This is a genomic window from Streptomyces sp. 5K101, assembly GCF_046506645.1.
Taxonomy (GTDB): Bacteria; Actinomycetota; Actinomycetes; order Streptomycetales; family Streptomycetaceae; genus Streptomyces.
In genome coordinates this window covers 126619-142449 of record NZ_JBKFFO010000009.1, presented here as the reverse complement: position 1 = coordinate 142449, position 15831 = coordinate 126619, and the positions used below count along the sequence as shown (strand labels likewise).

Here is a 15831-nt window from a genome sequence, read left to right as displayed (position 1 = left end):
GTCAGCCGCGCCCGAAGTCGTAGGCGTCCACCTCGGCCAGATACCGGGCCCGCAGCTCCTCCTCGTCGTCCAGGAACGACGCCAGGAAGGAGTTGCGGGCCAGTTCGCGCAGTTCCTCGTCGCCGAGCGGCATCGCCTCGCGCACCGCGCGGAAGTTGTCGCCGACGTAGCCCCCGAAGTACGCGGGGTCGTCGGAGTTGACCGTGCACACCAGACCGGCGGCCATCATCCTCGGCAGCGGATGATCCGCGAGCCGGTCGACGGCCCGCAGCCGGACGTTCGACAGCGGGCACAGCGTCAGCGGCACCCGCTCGCGCACCAGCCGCGCCACCAGGTCCGGGTCCTCCATGGAGCGCAGCCCGTGGTCGATCCGCTCGACACCGAGGACGTCCAGCGCCTCGCGGACGTACGCCGCCGGGCCCTCCTCCCCCGCGTGCGCGACCCGGCGCAGCCCGAGGGCGGCCGCCGCCTCGTAGACCTCCCGGAACTTCGACGGCGGGTGCCCGACCTCCGCCGAGTCGAGACCGACCCCCGTGATCCGGCGCAGATACGGCTCCGCCTCCCGCAGCGTCGCCAGCGCGGACTCGGCCGGCTCGTCGCGCAGGAAGCACATGATCAAGCGGGTGGAGACGCCGTGCCGGTCGCGGGCCGCGTCCAGCGCCCGTCCAAGGCCTTCGATCACCATGCCGATCGGGACACCGCGGGCGGTGTGCGCCTGCGGGTCGAAGAAGATCTCCGCGTGGCGTACGCCCTGCGCGGCGGCGCGCGCGAGATAGGCGTCCGCCAGCTCGGCGAAGTCGTCCTCGGTGCGCAGCACGGCCATCAGCCCGTAGTACAGGTCGAGGAACGACTGGAGGTCCTTGAAGTCGTACGCGTTCCGCAGCTCGGCGGTGTCCGCGAAGGGGAGCTCGACGCCGTTGCGCGCGGCGAGGGCGAAGGCGAGCTCGGGCTCCAGGGTGCCTTCGATGTGAAGGTGCAGTTCGGCCTTGGGGAGGGGCATGATCCGATTCTAGGCGGGAGGACCTTCAGGAGCGCTTAGGCACGGGAATGCGCCACAGGTCCCGGGCGACGGTCACCTCGCCGTCGAACCCGGCGGCGCGGGCCTCGCGTTCGAAGGTGTCGGCAGCGTCGGTGTAGCGCTGCGAGAAGTGCGTGAGGACGAGGTGCCGTACGCCCGCCTCGTGGGCGGCACGCCCGGCCTGACCTGCGGTCAGGTGCCCGTGCTCGGTGGCCAGTCGCACGTCCTCGTCGAGGAACGTGGACTCGATGACCAGCATGTCGCAGCCCTCGGCCAGGGCGTGCACGCCGTCGCAGAGCCGGGTGTCCATGACGAACGCGAACCGCTGCCCCCGGCGGACCTCGCTGACGTCGTCCAGCGTGACACCGCCCAGCAGCCCCTCGCGCTGGAGCCGGCCGACGTCCGGGCCCTTGATGCCGTGCGCGGCGAGCCGCTCGGGGAGTATCCGGCGGCCGTCCGGCTCGACGAGCCGGTAACCGTAGGACTCGACGGGGTGGGACAGCCGGTACGCCTCCAGGGTGTACGTGGCCGCCCTCGCGAGGACACCGTCGGCGGCGACGGGCGTCTGAACGAGCCGCACGGTCTCGCGGTAGGCCGTCGCGTACCGCAGCCGGTCGAAGAAGCGCTGTCCGCTCGCGGGGTAGTGGGCGACCACCGGATGCGGGACCTGGTCGAGGTTGATCCGCTGGATCACCCCGGCCAGGCCCAGGGAGTGGTCGCCGTGGAAGTGCGTGACGCAGATCCGGTCGATGTCGTGCGCGGACACGCCGGCGCGCAGCATCTGCCGCTGGGTGCCCTCGCCGGGATCGAAGAGGATGCCCTCGCCGTCCCAGCGCAGCAGATAGCCGTTGTGGTTGCGGTGCCGGGTCGGGACCTGGCTGGCGGTGCCGAGCACGACCAGTTCACGTACGGACACTGCGCTGCCCCGCCCCTACCCGGGGGGCCACTCGAAACCGCGGCCACCGAGCACGTGGGCGTGGGCGTGGAAGACGGTCTGTCCCGCGCCGGAGCCGGTGTTGAAGACGATGCGGTAGCCGGTCGCGTCGGCCTTCTCGTCGGCGGCGACCTCGCCGGCCTCCCGCAGCACGTCGGCGGCGAGCTCCGGCGCGGCGGCGGCGAGGGCGGCGGCGTCGGAGTAGTGGGCCCTGGGGATGACCAGGACGTGGGTGGGGGCCTGGGGGTTTATGTCCCGGAAGGCGACGGTGGTCCCGGTCTCGCGCACGATGGTGGCGGGGACGTCCCCCGTGGCGATCTTGCAGAACAGGCAGTCCGCCTGCGGTTCTCCGGCCATGCGGGGGGTGCCTCCTCGCGGGTGGGGTGTCACTGCTGACGGCATGCTATCGGCCCCGCGGTGGCGGTCCCGCTGCGCGGGGCTCGTTCCCCGGGGGCTCCGCCCCCGGACCCCGTACCGCGCTTCGCGCGGTGTCCTCAATCACCGGACGGGCTGCAAAGCAGCCCCGCTGGGGGCACCTCCCACGGCCGCCAGGCCGTAGGGGGAGTTTGAGGCGCGGGGGTCCGGGGCGGAGCCCCCGGTTAGGGAAGGGGCGGGTAGGGGAAGAGCACGCCGCAGGCGCCCCCGTCACGGCAGCCGCGGCGGCGTCTTCGCCGCGCTCTCCTCCAGCGCCGCCAGCGCCATCCGGATCGCCTCGTCCAGCTGGGGATCCCGCCCGGCCGCGTGGTCCTGCGGCGTCACCACCACCTCCACGTCCGGGTCCACGCCGCGGTTCTCCACGTCCCAGCCGTAACCCTCCAGCCAGAAGGCGTACTTGGGCTGCGTCACCAGCGTGCCGTCGACCAGGGAGTAGCGGCTGTCGATGCCCACCACGCCGCCCCACGTCCGGGTGCCCACCACCGGGCCGATGCCGAGCGCCTTGATCGCCGCGTTCACGATGTCGCCGTCCGAGCCGGAGAACTCGTTCGCCACGGCCACCACCGGCCCCCGGGGAGCGTCCAGCGGGTAGCTGGACGGCTGCATCCCGCGCGGCAGGTCCCAGCCCACGATGCGGCGGGCCAGTTTCTCGACGACGAGCTGCGACGTGTGGCCGCCGCGGTTCTCGCGTACGTCGACGACCAGGCCCTCGCGCGCCACCTCCACCCTCAGGTCACGGTGGATCTGGGCCCAGCCGGGCGCCTGCATGTCCGGGACATGGAGGTAGCCGAGACGTCCGCCCGACTTCTCGTGGACGTACGCGCGCCGGTCCGCGACCCAGGCGTGGTACCTCAGCGGCTCCTCGTCGGCGAGGGGTACCACCACGGCGTGGCGCGGGTCGCCGCCGCCCGCCGGGGACACGGTGAGTTCGACGGGCTTGCCCGCCGAGCCGACGAGCAGCGGCCCGGGGCCCCGCACGGGGTCAACGGGCCGCCCGTCCACGGCGACGATCGCGTCGCCCGCGCGCAGGGCGACGCCCGGTGCCGCGAGCGGCGAGTGGGCGTGCGGGTCGGACGTCTCCGAGGGCAGGATGCGGTCGATCCGCCAGGACCCGTCCTCCGCGATGGAGATGTCCGCGCCGAGCAGCCCCTGCCGGGTCGCGCCGCTGCCGTAGCCGCCGCGCGGCATGACGTACGCGTGGGAGGTGCCGAGTTCGCCGTGCACCTCCCACAGCAGGTCCACCAGGTCGTCATGGGTGGCGACACGGGCCAGCACCGGCCGGTACCGCTCCAGCACCCCGTCCCAGTCGACGCCGCCGAGGTCGGCCCGCCAGAACTGGTCGCGCATCAACCGGCCGGCCTCGTCGTACATCTGCCGCCACTCCGCGGCCGGGTCGATCATCCGGCGCACGCGGCTCAGGTCGACGGTGATGTTGGTGTCGGAGTCCTCGTCGCGTGAGGCGCGCCGGTCGCTGGGGACGACCTTGAGCGTGTCGTCGGTGTGGAGGAGGATCCGCTTGCCGTCGCCGCTGACGCGGAAGTGGTCGGCGTCGCCGCAGAGTTCCTCGATGTGCTGCTGGACCAGGTCATAGCGCTCCAGCGCGGTCTTCGGGCCCGGGTCGTCGGGCGTGGCGCGGGCTGCGCCGAGGACCCCGCGCAGCGGGTGCCGCAGCCACAGCAGCCCGTCCTTCGCGGCGCGCAGCGTCGAGTAGCGCGCGGCCTCGACGGGGAACGGCACTATGCGGTCCGCGAGTCCGTCGAGGTCGATACGGGTGACGGGCGCGGCCCCCTCGTCCGCCCCGGAGTCGGACGGGCCGTCCTTGTCCGGGTCGAAGGCCCGCCCGTGCCGCTGGGGGCCGAACGGCGAGGGCGTCGTCGCGGCCAGCGTGATCAGGTGCGGCCGGCAGCCGCCGATGAAGGCGAGGTCGAAGACGTGCGTGTCGTAGACCGGGTCGAAGGACCGCTCGGAGAGGAAGGCGAGGTGCTTGCCGTCGAGTGTGAAGGCGGGCTGGAAGTCCTTGAACCGCAGCGGCGTCGCCTCGGAGACCGTCAGATCACCGGTGTTGGCGAGCTTGATCTGGCGCAGCGGGCTCGGGCCGGGGTGCGACCAGGCGAGCCAGCCCGAGTCGGGTGAGAAGACGAGCCCCGTGGCGTCGCCGTGCTCGCTGCGGTCGACCTCGCGGACCTCGCCGGACTCGCGCTCGACGAGCAGCACCCGGCCGTCGTGCGAGGCGACGGCCGCGCGGCTGCCGTCGGTCGCGACGGCCAGGCCGAGAACGCGGCCGATCCGGCCCGCGGCGAGCCTGCGGGGCGTGGCGCCCGCGGCGGGCCCGGTCGCCGGCGCGAACTCGAGCGCGTCGTCCCCCTCGGCGTCGGTCACCCAGACGACATGCTCCTCGCCGTCCACCCGGAACGTGCGCGGCAGCCGGGACCGCACGCCGGGCTCCACGGCGAGCGAACGCGCGGGCCCTCCGCGGTGGGTGACCCAGTGGATGCCGCCGCGGACCTCGACGGCGCTGCCCCGGCCGGTGTGGTCGGGGGCGGCGTCGCCGAGGTGGTGGTCGGCGTCGACGGGCCGGGACCGCAGGTCGGTGCGCTGACCGCCGAGCCTGATGTCGAGCCGGCGCGGCTCGGCGCCGTCCAGGTCGTCGAGGATCCACAGTTCGCCCGCGCAGGAGTAGACGACGCGGGCGCCGTCGGTGGCGGCGTGGCGGGCGTAGAAGCCTTCGATGCCGGTGTGGCGGCGGAGGTCCGAGCCGTCGGGCAGCGAGGAGTACAGCGCGCCGACGCCCTCGTGGTCGGACAGGAACGCGATCCTGTCACCGAGCCACAGCGGGCACTCGATGTTGCCGTCGATGCCCTCGTGGAGGCGTACGAACTCCCCGTCGCCCGCCGCGTCGATCCACAACTTGCCCGCGGTGCCGCCCCGGTAGCGCTTCCAGGCGGCGGCCTCGCGACCCATCGTCGCCGACAGCAGCAGCGTCTGCGGGCCGAAGGCGACGTCGCCGACGGGTCCGAAGGGCAGGGTGGCGGCGGGGCCTCCGTCGAGGGGCACGGCCTGCGCCCAGGTGCGGCGCAGCGACGCCTGCCCGTGGGTGGTGAGCGCGAGGACCTGGCCGTCCGGGGTCCAGCCGCGTACGGAGGTCCGGTAACTGCCCCAGTGGGTCAGGCGGTCCGACGGCCCGCCGTCGAGGGGCGCGACGTGCACCTCGGGCGCGCCGTCGCGGTACGAGGTCCAGGCGATGCGCGTGCCGTCGGGCGAGATTCTCGGATGGTTCACGGGGACGTCGTCGGCGCTGACGCGCCACGCGCGGCCGCCGTCGAGCGGCGCCACCCAGACGTCGTCCTCGGCGGTGAAGGCGATCGACTCGCCGTGCAGATGGGGAAACCGGAGGTAGGCAGGGTGCGTCACACCGTCACCCTAGGCAGGTGGAGCGTCTGCGCGGGAGGCTTTGGATCACTTGGCCGGAACGGCGGTCACGGTGACGGTCTCGGTGACGGTGACGACGGGGGCCGGCGGAGCCGGCGCGGTGGGCGGGGGCGGCGCGGTGGCTCCCGGCCCGGACGTGCCGGGTGCGGTGGTGCTCGGCGCGGCGGAGCAGTCGCCGAGCATGGTCGCCTGGAAGACGACCTTCCGGTCGATCCGGGCAGTCATATCACCGCGTACGCAGTGTCCGGCGCGCTCCTCGGTGACCGTGCCCTTGAGGATGATGTCCTGACCGGATTCGGTCTCTCCCCGGCAGTCGACCGTCGCGCTGCCCGGTGCCGTGGTGGCAGCCGAGGGACTCGGGCCCCTGTTCACTCTGGCGTTGCAGCTGAGCCACGCCACGTCGAACGTCAGCCGCTCCAGCGTGGCGGTCGCGGTCCGGTCGGTGGTGACGGCCACGGCGGCGGAGTCGAGCCCGCCGGCCGCCGGCTCACAGGCGGCGAGGCCCGCGACGGCGATTCCGCAGGCACCGGTGGCGACCACGGTTCTGAGCACCCTCATGGGTGGCAGGGTGCCATCCAGGAGGGCCCGGGAGAAGGACTGTTGTGGCCAGTGTGGTGCGCACGGGGTCGCCCCATGACCCGGAAGGGCCCCTCAGGACCAGCGGCCCGTACGACCCAGCAGCAGTGCCGTCGCCGCGGTGCCGGCCGTCGACGTGCGCAGCACGCTGCGGCCCAGGCGGTACGGCTTCGCGCCCGCCTCCGCGAACGCCTCCAGCTCCTGCGGGGACACGCCGCCCTCCGGGCCGACGACCAGCACGATCGAGCCCCGCGCGGGGAGTTCGGCGGTGGCCAGCGGCTCCGCGCCCTCCTCGTGCAGCACGGCCGCGAAGTCCGCGGCCGCCAGCAGTGCCGCCACCTGTCTGGTCGTCGCCGCCTCCGCGACCTCGGGGAAGCGCAGCCTGCGGGACTGCTTGCCCGCCTCCCGTGCCGTGGAACGCCATTTGGCCAGCGACTTGGCCCCGCGCTCGCCCTTCCACTGCGTGATGCAACGCGCGGCCGCCCACGGCACGACGGCGTCCACGCCCGTCTCCGTCATCGTCTCCACGGCGAGTTCGCCGCGGTCGCCCTTCGGCAGCGCCTGGACGACGGTGATCCTCGGCGCCGGTTCCGGCTCGGCCACACACTCGCGCACCTCGACCGTCAGCCGGTCCTTGCCCTCGGTGGCCAGCACGGAGCCCGCGGCGCCGCGTCCGTGACCGTCCGTCAGGACGATCTCCTCACCAGGCTGGAGCCGCCGTACGGACACGGCATGCCGCCCCTCGGGGCCGTCCAGGGTGACGAGGCCGCCGGGCGCGACGCCTTCGAGCGACTCGACGAGGAACACGGGGGCGGTCATCGCGCACCGCCCAGCGCCAACACCGCCCGTGCGGCGTCCAGTTCTGCGGCGAGGACCTCCACCAGCCGCCCGGCGGGCAGCTCGCGCGCCATCCGGTGGCCCTGCCCGGCCCACAGCGCCATGCCCTGCGGATCCCCGGCCTGCGCCGCCGCCTTGCGCAGCCCGCTCGTGAGGTGGTGGACGTCGGGGTAGGCGGCGGGGGCGTACGGGCCGTGCTCGTGCATGAAACGGTTCACCAGCCCGCGGGCGGGCCGGCCGGAGAAGGCACGGGTCAATTGGGTGCGGGCGAACAGGGGGTTGGTCATGGCCTGCTTGTGGAGGGCGTTCGCGCCGGACTCGGGGCAGACGAGGAACGCCGTGCCGAGCTGCGCGGCGCTCGCCCCCGCGGCCAGCACCGCGGCGATCTGCGCGCCCCGCATGAGGCCGCCGGCCGCGACGACCGGAAGGTGCACGGCCTCGCGGACGAGGGGGATCAGGGAGAGCAGGCCGATGCCGGTTCCGTCCGCGGCCGGGTCGTCACGGTGCGTGCCCTGGTGGCCGCCCGCCTCGATGCCCTGCACGCACACGGCGTCGGCCCCGGCCCGCTGCGCCGCCTGCGCCTCCTCCGGCGTGGTGACGGTGACGACGGTGGTCGTGCCGGCGGCGGAAAGCGCGGTGAGCGTGGCGCGGGAGGGGCAGCCGAAGGTGAAGGAGACGACCGGGACGGGGTCGTCGATCAGTATCGCGAGCTTGGCCTCGTAGTCGTCGTCCCGCCCGGCGCCGGGGTTGCCGAGCGGGGTGTTGTACCAGGAGGCCTCACCGGCGAGCTGCTGCCGGTAGACATCGACGGCGGCCGGATCGGCGGCGCCGGGCTGCGGCATGAACAGGTTGACGCCGAAGGGCCTCGCGGTGCGGGTGCGGAGCTGTGTGATCTCCTGGTGCATGCCGTCCGCCGTCTTGTACCCGGCCGCGAGAAAGCCGAGCCCGCCGGCGTCGGACACAGCGGCGGCGAGCTCCGGACAGGACGCACCGCCGGCCATGGGGGCCTGCACGATCGGATGACGACAGAGATCGGTCAGCGCGGACGACATGCAGGCATCGTCCCATGCCCCGGTCCCCCGACCCGAATCGGGTATTCCGCCCCACCGGGCGCCACGGGGAGGCGCCTGCGGCGGGCTGTCCCCTCCCCGCCCCTTCCCGAAACCGGGGCAAGCCCCGGCCCCCGCGCCGCGGTACGGGGCCAGGGCAGGGCCCAAGCACGGGCCCGCGCGACGAGGCGACCCCAAAGCCCGCGCCCACGAGCGCGCAGCGCCACTCGGGGCAGAGCCCCGAACCCGTCAGCGCGCAGCGCGGTCCGGCGAGGGCGGAGCACCGAGCCCGGCCAGCCGCGCAGCGCGCACCGGCCCGGGGCGCAGCCCCGGACAGGGCCCCGGGGCCGAAGGCCCCGGATCAGCGGCCGTTGAAGGCGTCCTTCAGGCGCGAGAACAGCCCCTGCTGCCCCGGTTGGAACTGGCCCGTCGGCCGCTCCTCGCCCCGCAGCTTCGCCAGGTCCCGCAGCAGTCGTTCCTGCTCCGGGTCCAGCTTCGTCGGCGTCGTCACCTCGACGTGGACGATCAGGTCACCCCGGCCGCCGCCCCGCAGGTGCGTGATGCCGCGCCCGTGCAGCGGGATCGACTGGCCGGACTGCGTGCCGGGCCGGATGTCGACCTCCTCCATGCCGTCGAGCGTCTCCAGCGGGCACTTCGTGCCCAGCGCCGCCGCCGTCATGGGGATCGTCACGGTGCAGTGCAGGTCGTCGCCGCGCCGCTGGAAGACCGGGTGCGCGATCTCGTGGATCTCGACGTACAGGTCACCGGCCGGGCCGCCGCCCGGGCCGACCTCGCCCTCGCCCGCGAGCTGGATGCGCGTGCCGTTGTCGACACCCGCGGGGATCTTCACCGTGAGGGTGCGGCGCGACCGGATCCGACCGTCGCCCGCGCACTCCGGGCACGGGGTCGGCACGACGGTGCCGAAGCCCTGGCACTGCGGGCACGGACGCGACGTCATGACCTGGCCGAGGAAGGACCGCGTCACCTGCGAGACCTCACCGCGGCCGCGGCACATGTCACAGGTCTGCGCGGAGGTGCCGGGCGCCGCGCCCTCGCCGGAGCACGTCGTGCACACCACGGCCGTGTCGACCTGGATGTCCTTCGTCGTGCCGAAGGCCGCCTCGTTGAGCTCGACGTCCAGGCGGATCATGGCGTCCTGGCCGCGCCGCGTACGCGAACGGGGTCCGCGCTGCGACGCCGTGCCGAAGAAGGCGTCCATGATGTCGGAGAAGTTCCCGAAGCCGCCCGCGCCGAAGCCGCTCGCGCCACCGCCGCCGGCCTGGGACAGAGGGTCGCCGCCGAGGTCGTAGACCTGCTTCTTCTGCGGGTCCGAGAGCACCTCGTACGCCGCGTTGATCTCCTTGAAGCGCTCCTGCGTCTTCGGGTCCGGATTCACGTCCGGGTGGAGTTCACGCGCGAGCCGGCGGAACGCCTTCTTGATCTCGTCCTGCGATGCGTCGCGGCGTACGCCGAGTACGGCGTAGTAGTCCGTGGCCACTTACGACTCCGCCAGGATCTGTCCGACGTAACGTGCCACTGCGCGTACCGCTCCCATCGTTCCGGGGTAGTCCATGCGGGTCGGTCCGACCACGCCGAGTTTGGCGACTGCCTCGCCGCCCGAACCGTAGCCGACCGAGACGACGGACGTGGAGTTGAGTCCCTCGTGGGCATTCTCATGCCCGATCCGCACGGTCACGCCCGATTCCTTGGCCTCGCCGAGCAGCTTGAGCAGCACGACGTGCTCCTCCAGCGCCTCCAGCACCGGCCTGATCGTCAGGGGGAAGTCGTGTCCGAAGCGGGTGAGATTGGCGGTGCCGCCGATCACCAGCCGCTCCTCGGTCTCCTCGACCAGGGTCTCCAGCAGGATCGCGAGCACGGTGGAGACCGTGCCGCGGTCCTCCGTCTCGAACGACTCCGGCAGGTCCTGCACCAGCTGCGGCACGTCCGCGAAACGGCGGCCGACGACGCGGCTGTTGAGCCGGGCCCGCAGGTCGGCCAGCGAGGTCTCGCCGAACGGCGCGGGGCAGTCGACCATCCGCTGCTCGACGCGGCCGGTGTCCGTGATCAGCACGAGCATCAGCCGGGCGGGAGCGAGCGACAGCAGCTCCACGTGCCGGACGGTCGAGCGGGTCAGCGAGGGGTACTGGACGACGGCGACCTGCCGGGTCAGCTGGGCGAGCAGACGGACCGTGCGGCCCACGACGTCGTCGAGGTCGACGGCTCCGTCCAGGAAGTTCTGGATGGCCCGGCGCTCGGGGGACGACAGCGGCTTGACACCCGCCAGCCTGTCGACGAACAGCCGGTAGCCCTTGTCCGTGGGGATGCGGCCGGCGCTGGTGTGGGGCTGGGCGATGTAGCCCTCGTCCTCCAGCACGGCCATGTCGTTGCGGACGGTGGCCGGGGAGACACCGAGCTTGTGGCGCTCCGTCAGCGCCTTGGAACCGACGGGCTCCTCGGTGCCGACGTAGTCCTGGACGATGGCGCGCAGGACTTCGAGTCTGCGTTCGCTGAGCATCGCGCGCACCTCCAGCTGCCGGTCCTCGGTGTGTCCTGGCACTCGATACGCCCGAGTGCCAGCTTTCCCCGGCCAGTGTACGGCGGCGGGGTACGCCCCTAGCAAGGGCGGCCGACCACGCTACCGCGAGACCTGTGCTGGTCGATGCGGATAGCGTCGCCGTATGGACGCCGCTTGGGAAGACTTCGGGTGGGAACGGCTGGCCGCCGGAGTCGGCCGGCGAAGGATGCCGACCTGGGACGCGACGGTCGGCCTGGTGCTGGGCGAGGAACACGTCCTGCTGTACGACACGGGTTCGACGATCCGCGAGGGCGCCGGGCTCCGCGCACAGGCGCAGGCACTGGCGGGCGGGCGCCGCGTGACGTACATCGCACTGAGTCACCCGCACTTCGACCACGTGCTGGGCACGGCCGCGTTCGCCGGTGTGGAGATCTACGGGGCCGTCGGTGTGGACACGCTGCTAGGCCGCGAACGCGACGCGATCCGCGCCGACGCCGTGCGCCACGGGGTCCCGGCGGCCGCGGCGGCGGAGGCCGCCGATCTGCTGGTGGTGCCGCACCACCTGGTGAGCGGGGAGTGCACGCTCGACCTGGGCGGCCGCCGGGTGCTGCTGGCCAACGTCGGCCCCGGCCACTCGGGCCACGACCTGGCGCTGTTCGTGCCCGGCGAGCCGGAGGTCGTCTTCTGCGGCGACCTGGTGGAGGAGTCGGGCGAGCCGCAGGCGGGCCCGGACGCGATCACTTCGCGCTGGCCCGCGGCGCTCGACCGCCTGCTCGCGCTCGGCGGCGAGGACGCGCTGTACGTGCCGGGGCACGGGGCGGCGGTGGACGCGGCGTTCGTGCGGACGCAGCGTGACGAGCTGGCGGCGCGCTTCGGCGTGTCGTAGGGCGGCCGGTCGTATCGTCATCCGACATGCGCAGCTACAGCCCTGATCTGACACCTCCGTGGAAGCGGTCGGCACCGGTCCCGGAGGTCCCCGCGGAACCCGACCTCGTGGTGGAGGAGGTCGCGACCGGCTTCTGCGGTGCGGTGATCCGCTGCGAGGCGGGGACCGTGACGCTGGAGGACCGCTTCGGCAAGCACCGGGTCTTCCCGCTGGAGCCGCGGGGCTTCCTGCTGGAGGGCAAGGTGGTCACGCTGGTCAGCCCGTCCGCGCCGGCCCCGGCCCGCCCCACGCGTACGGCCTCGGGCTCGGTCGCGGTCCCCGGCGCCCGCGCCCGGGTCGCCCGCGCGGGCCGCATCTACGTGGAGGGCCGCCACGACGCCGAACTCGTGGAACGGGTGTGGGGAGACGACCTGCGCATCGAGGGCGTGGTCGTGGAGTACCTGGAGGGCATCGACGATCTCCCGTCGATCGTCGCCGAGTTCGCCCCGGGCCCGGACGCGCGCCTGGGCGTGCTGGTCGACCACCTGGTCGCCGGCTCCAAGGAGTCCCGCATCGCGGCGTCGGTGACGGACCCGCACGTGCTGGTCGTCGGCCATCCGTACATCGACGTGTGGGAGGCGGTGAAGCCGTCGTCGCTGGGCATCGCGGGGTGGCCGAGGATCCCGCACGGCCAGGACTGGAAGACGGGCGTGTGCCGGGCGCTGGGCTGGCCGTCCCACACGGGTGCGGCCTGGCAGCACATCCTGTCGCACGTGCGGTCCTACAAGGACCTGGAGCCGGCGCTGCTGGGGCGGGTGGAGGAACTGATCGACTTCGTCACGGAGCCGGGCTAACGGGGACTGCCCGGGAGGGTCCTGAAGTCGGCGGAGTGATCAATCGACCAGGCCGCGCACCACCGCGTCCGCCAGCAGCCGCCCCCGCAGGGTCAGGACCGCGCGCCCCTCCTCGTACGCCCCGGCCTGAAGAAGCCCCTCCGCGAGGGAACGACGGGAAGCGGCCAGCCCCTGCTCCCGGAGCAGCGACAGCGGCACCCCGTCCCGCAGCCGGAGCTCCAGCAGGATGCGCTCCACCCGGCGGTCCTCGGACGTCAGGACCTCGCGGCCCGCCCCCGGCGACCGTCCCTCGCCGAGCGCCGCCGCGTACGCGCCGGGGTGCTTGACGTTCCACCAGCGCACCCCGCCGACGTGGCTGTGCGCTCCCGGGCCCGCGCCCCACCAGTCCGCGCCGCGCCAGTACAGCTCGTTGTGCAGGCAGCGGCCGGCCTCGGAGGTGGCCCAGTTGGAGACCTCGTACCACTCGTAGCCGGCGCGCGACAGCACGTCGTCCGCGATCAGATAGCGGTCGGCGTGGACGTCGTCGTCGGTCATGGGGACCTCGCCGCGCCGGATGCGCCGCGCCAGCTGCGTGCCCTCCTCTACGATCAGCGCGTACGCCGACACATGGTCCGGTCCCGCGCCGACCGCCGCCTCCAGGGACGCCCGCCAGTCGTCGTCGCTCTCGCCCGGCGTTCCGTAGATCAGGTCGAGGTTGACGTGGTCGAAGCCCGCCGCCCGCGCCTCCGCGACGCACGCCTCGGGACGACCCGGCGTGTGCGTGCGGTCGAGGACCTTCAGCACGTGCTGCCGCGCGCTCTGCATGCCGAAGGAGATCCGGTTGAAGCCCCCGGCCCGCAGGTCCGCCAGGTACTGCGGACCGACCGACTCCGGATTGGCCTCCGTGGTGATCTCCGCGTCGTCGGCCAGCCCGAACTCCGCCCGCACCGCGTCCAGCATCCGTACGAGGTCGTCCGCGGCGAGCAGCGTCGGCGTGCCGCCGCCGACGAACACGGTCCGCACCGGGCGGGGGTCGTCGCCGAGGACCTTCCGGGCCAGCCGGATCTCGTCGGCCAGCGTCTCGGCGTAGTTGTCGCGGGACGCGAGCACGCCGCCCGAGCCGCGCAGCTCGGTCGCCGTGTAGGTGTTGAAGTCGCAGTAGCCGCAGCGCGTCGCGCAGTACGGCACGTGCAGGTAGAAGGCGAGCGGCCGGTCACCCGCGCCGTCGAGGGCGGACGCGGGCAGCGAGCCGTCCTCGGGCACGGGCTCGCCGTCGGGCAGTACGGAAGGCATGCCCCCCATTGTCCGTCACCCGCGGCGTCATCCCGCCTGGAGCACCAGCAGCGCCAGATCGTCCCCCGGCGGCGTCTGCGCGAACGCGTGCACCGCCGCCCTGATCCGTTCCGCCACGCCCTGCGCCGACAGCCCCGCGCACTCGGCGAGGACCGTCGCGAGACCGTCCTCGTCGTCGAACATCCGGGGCCCGGAGCGCCGCTCGGTCACGCCGTCCGTGACGCACAGCAGCGTCTCGCCCGGCGCGAGGTCGAACGTGGTGCTCCGGTACGCGACGTCGTCGACCACGCCGAGGAGCACCTGCGGCTCGGCGATGACGGTGACCGTGCCGTCGGGGCGCAGCAGCAGCGGCAGGGGGTGACCGGCGCTCGCGAGGGTGCACCGGGCGCCGCCGCGGCCGTCCGGGGAGGGCACGACCTCGCCGTAGAGCAGGGACAGGAAGCGGGCGTGCTGCCCGTCCGGCAGGCCGGGGCCGTGGCCGCCGGTGACGAGCAGGGCGGCGGCCTCGGCGGCCTCCATGGCGTCGTCGAGGAGCAGGCCGTTGAGCCGGTCGAGGACCTGCCCGACCTGGTAGCCCTCGCGGGCGAGGAGGCGCAGCCAGGGGCGGGCGAGCCCGGTGACGACGGCGGCCTCGGGGCCGCTGCCCTGGACGTCGCCGAGCACGAAGCACCAGCGGCCGCTCGACCCGGCCGGGAAGACGTCGTAGAAGTCGCCGCCCGCCACGCCGTCCCCGCTCGGCTCGTACACCAGGCAGGTGTCGACGCCGGGGATCTGGCCCACCTTGCTGGGCAGCAGTCCGCGCTGCAGGACACGGCTGATGGTCGCCTGCCGGGTGTACTCGCGGGCGGCACTGATCGCGAGGGCGACCCGGCGGGCGAAGTCCTCGACGAGCGCGGTCACGTCGTCGGGCAGCCGGGCCGCGCCCTGCTGGGCGACGACGAGCACGCCGAGCCCGCGCCCGCCCGCGGCCAGCCGGTACGCCAGGGCCGCCCCGCTGTTCCCGTGGCCGCCCGCGTCCGCCGCCGGGACGCCGTCGTGGGACGCGGCCGGCCACGGGACGGGCACGGGGCTCCGGAAGCGCGGGTCGGGCGGCTTGGGCGCCTCGGCGCCGAGCGCCGCGCGCAGGTGTTCCACGGCGGCCTCGTCGCGGTGCCAGACACCGGCGAGGCGCGGCGGGGGGGCGGTGCGGCCGGGCTCGCGCAGCCCGTACGGGCCGGTCTCGTCGTCGAGCCAGACGGCGCACCAGTCGGCGAGGCGCGGCACGAGGAGCTGTCCGGCGAGGGCGGCGACCATGTTCTCGTCGAGCTGGCCGGCGAGCAGGTCGGACGCCTCGGCCAGGAAGGAGGCGGCCCCGCCGCGGGCGAGCCAGTCGTGGTCGTCCCGCCCGGCCGTGGGCGCCGCGGGGGCGGTACTGCCGACGGGCCGAAGCCGGTGCGGGTCTGCGGGCTCCTCGCCGGTCCGCGGCCGGCTGCCGCGGCCGTCGAGCGGCAGCCGTGCCCATACGGTCTTGAGCGCGGCGCGGTAGGTGATGCCCCAGCGTTCGGCGAGGGCCGCGACGAGGTGGAGGCCGCGTCCGTAGTCGGGGGTGCCGGACTGGTCGTAGTCGTGCGGATGGCTGTGGACGGGCCGGTCGGGATGGTGGTCGGAGACCTCGACGATCAGGGCGGCGGTCCCGTCGGCGTCGGCGGCGTCCTCGGCGGGCGGATCGTAGCGGCACACGAGCTCGGCGGCCGTGCCCGCGTGGACGACGACGTTGGTCACGAGCTCGCCTGCGACAAGCGCGGCGTCGTCCGCGAGCCGCTCGGGGCAGGGGGTGCCGGGCGGGCAGCCGCCGGCCGGGCCGGCGCAGCAGGAGCACGCGTCGAACAGCCCGAGCCCGGTCCATTCGGCGACGGCCGAGCGCACGAGGCGCCGCGCGGTGCCGGGTGCCAGAAGGCTGCCGGGCAGGCTGACGCGCACCCCTGTACCGCCGAGATCTGGCCATCCGGCGGACATGGGTGCGGGCCGTTTGCCGGTGTCTCGCTGCAACGGAATGGACCCCACGTGC

At 74.0% G+C, this 15831-nt stretch carries 13 protein-coding genes; 2 read left to right on the top strand and 11 right to left on the bottom strand.

Annotation, left to right across the window (positions count from 1 at the left end):
- Nucleotide 1 precedes the first annotated feature (1 nt).
- The 9 genes from ACLB9X_RS18995 to hrcA form a co-directional block, all read right to left on the bottom strand.
- The gene (locus ACLB9X_RS18995; protein WP_410361566.1) at nucleotides 2–1000 is read right to left on the bottom strand and encodes an adenosine deaminase; all 999 of its coding nucleotides are present in this window, start codon (nucleotides 998–1000) and stop codon (nucleotides 2–4) included.
- A gap of 25 nt (nucleotides 1001–1025) precedes the next feature.
- Nucleotides 1026–1934 carry a ribonuclease Z gene (locus ACLB9X_RS18990; protein WP_410361565.1) on the bottom strand — a complete coding sequence of 303 codons (909 nt, stop codon included), beginning with the start codon at nucleotides 1932–1934 and terminating at the stop codon, nucleotides 1026–1028.
- A gap of 15 nt (nucleotides 1935–1949) precedes the next feature.
- The gene (locus ACLB9X_RS18985; protein ID WP_410361564.1) at nucleotides 1950–2309 is read right to left on the bottom strand and encodes a histidine triad nucleotide-binding protein; all 360 of its coding nucleotides are present in this window, start codon (nucleotides 2307–2309) and stop codon (nucleotides 1950–1952) included.
- Between the two features lie 288 nt (nucleotides 2310–2597).
- Nucleotides 2598–5798: a S41 family peptidase gene (locus ACLB9X_RS18980; protein WP_410361563.1), complete on the bottom strand. Its 3201-nt coding sequence runs from the start codon at nucleotides 5796–5798 to the stop codon at nucleotides 2598–2600.
- Nucleotides 5799–5843: 45 nt separating this feature from the next.
- A complete protein-coding gene (locus tag ACLB9X_RS18975; protein WP_410361562.1) occupies nucleotides 5844–6374 on the bottom strand; it encodes a hypothetical protein in 531 nt (176 codons plus the stop codon).
- 93 nt (nucleotides 6375–6467) lie between these two features.
- Complete coding sequence (locus ACLB9X_RS18970; RefSeq protein ID WP_410361561.1) at nucleotides 6468–7211, bottom strand: 16S rRNA (uracil(1498)-N(3))-methyltransferase; 744 nt, start codon at nucleotides 7209–7211, stop codon at nucleotides 6468–6470.
- Nucleotides 7208–8281 carry a nitronate monooxygenase gene (locus ACLB9X_RS18965; RefSeq protein ID WP_410361560.1) on the bottom strand — a complete coding sequence of 358 codons (1074 nt, stop codon included), beginning with the start codon at nucleotides 8279–8281 and terminating at the stop codon, nucleotides 7208–7210. The genes ACLB9X_RS18970 and ACLB9X_RS18965 overlap by 4 nt, the downstream gene beginning before the upstream one ends.
- A gap of 358 nt (nucleotides 8282–8639) precedes the next feature.
- Nucleotides 8640–9776, bottom strand: coding sequence for a molecular chaperone DnaJ (dnaJ, locus tag ACLB9X_RS18960; protein WP_410361559.1), 1137 nt, complete (start codon nucleotides 9774–9776; stop codon nucleotides 8640–8642).
- Nucleotides 9777–10793: a heat-inducible transcriptional repressor HrcA gene (gene hrcA, locus ACLB9X_RS18955; protein ID WP_410361724.1), complete on the bottom strand. Its 1017-nt coding sequence runs from the start codon at nucleotides 10791–10793 to the stop codon at nucleotides 9777–9779.
- A gap of 163 nt (nucleotides 10794–10956) precedes the next feature.
- Between hrcA and ACLB9X_RS18950 the strand changes: the two genes are divergently transcribed.
- On the top strand, nucleotides 10957–11679 hold the full coding sequence (locus ACLB9X_RS18950; protein WP_410361558.1) for an MBL fold metallo-hydrolase: 723 nt from the start codon (nucleotides 10957–10959) through the stop codon (nucleotides 11677–11679).
- A 26-nt stretch (nucleotides 11680–11705) separates the two neighbouring features.
- Nucleotides 11706–12512 (top strand): DUF3097 domain-containing protein, encoded by an 807-nt coding sequence (locus tag ACLB9X_RS18945; protein ID WP_410361557.1) that lies wholly within the window; start codon nucleotides 11706–11708, stop codon nucleotides 12510–12512.
- A gap of 39 nt (nucleotides 12513–12551) precedes the next feature.
- On the opposite strand, the gene hemW is transcribed toward ACLB9X_RS18945, so the two are convergent.
- Nucleotides 12552–13784 (bottom strand): radical SAM family heme chaperone HemW, encoded by a 1233-nt coding sequence (gene hemW / locus ACLB9X_RS18940; RefSeq protein ID WP_410361556.1) that lies wholly within the window; start codon nucleotides 13782–13784, stop codon nucleotides 12552–12554.
- A gap of 27 nt (nucleotides 13785–13811) precedes the next feature.
- Nucleotides 13812–15812 carry a SpoIIE family protein phosphatase gene (locus ACLB9X_RS18935; RefSeq protein ID WP_410361723.1) on the bottom strand — a complete coding sequence of 667 codons (2001 nt, stop codon included), beginning with the start codon at nucleotides 15810–15812 and terminating at the stop codon, nucleotides 13812–13814.
- Nucleotides 15813–15831: the final 19 nt, after the last annotated feature.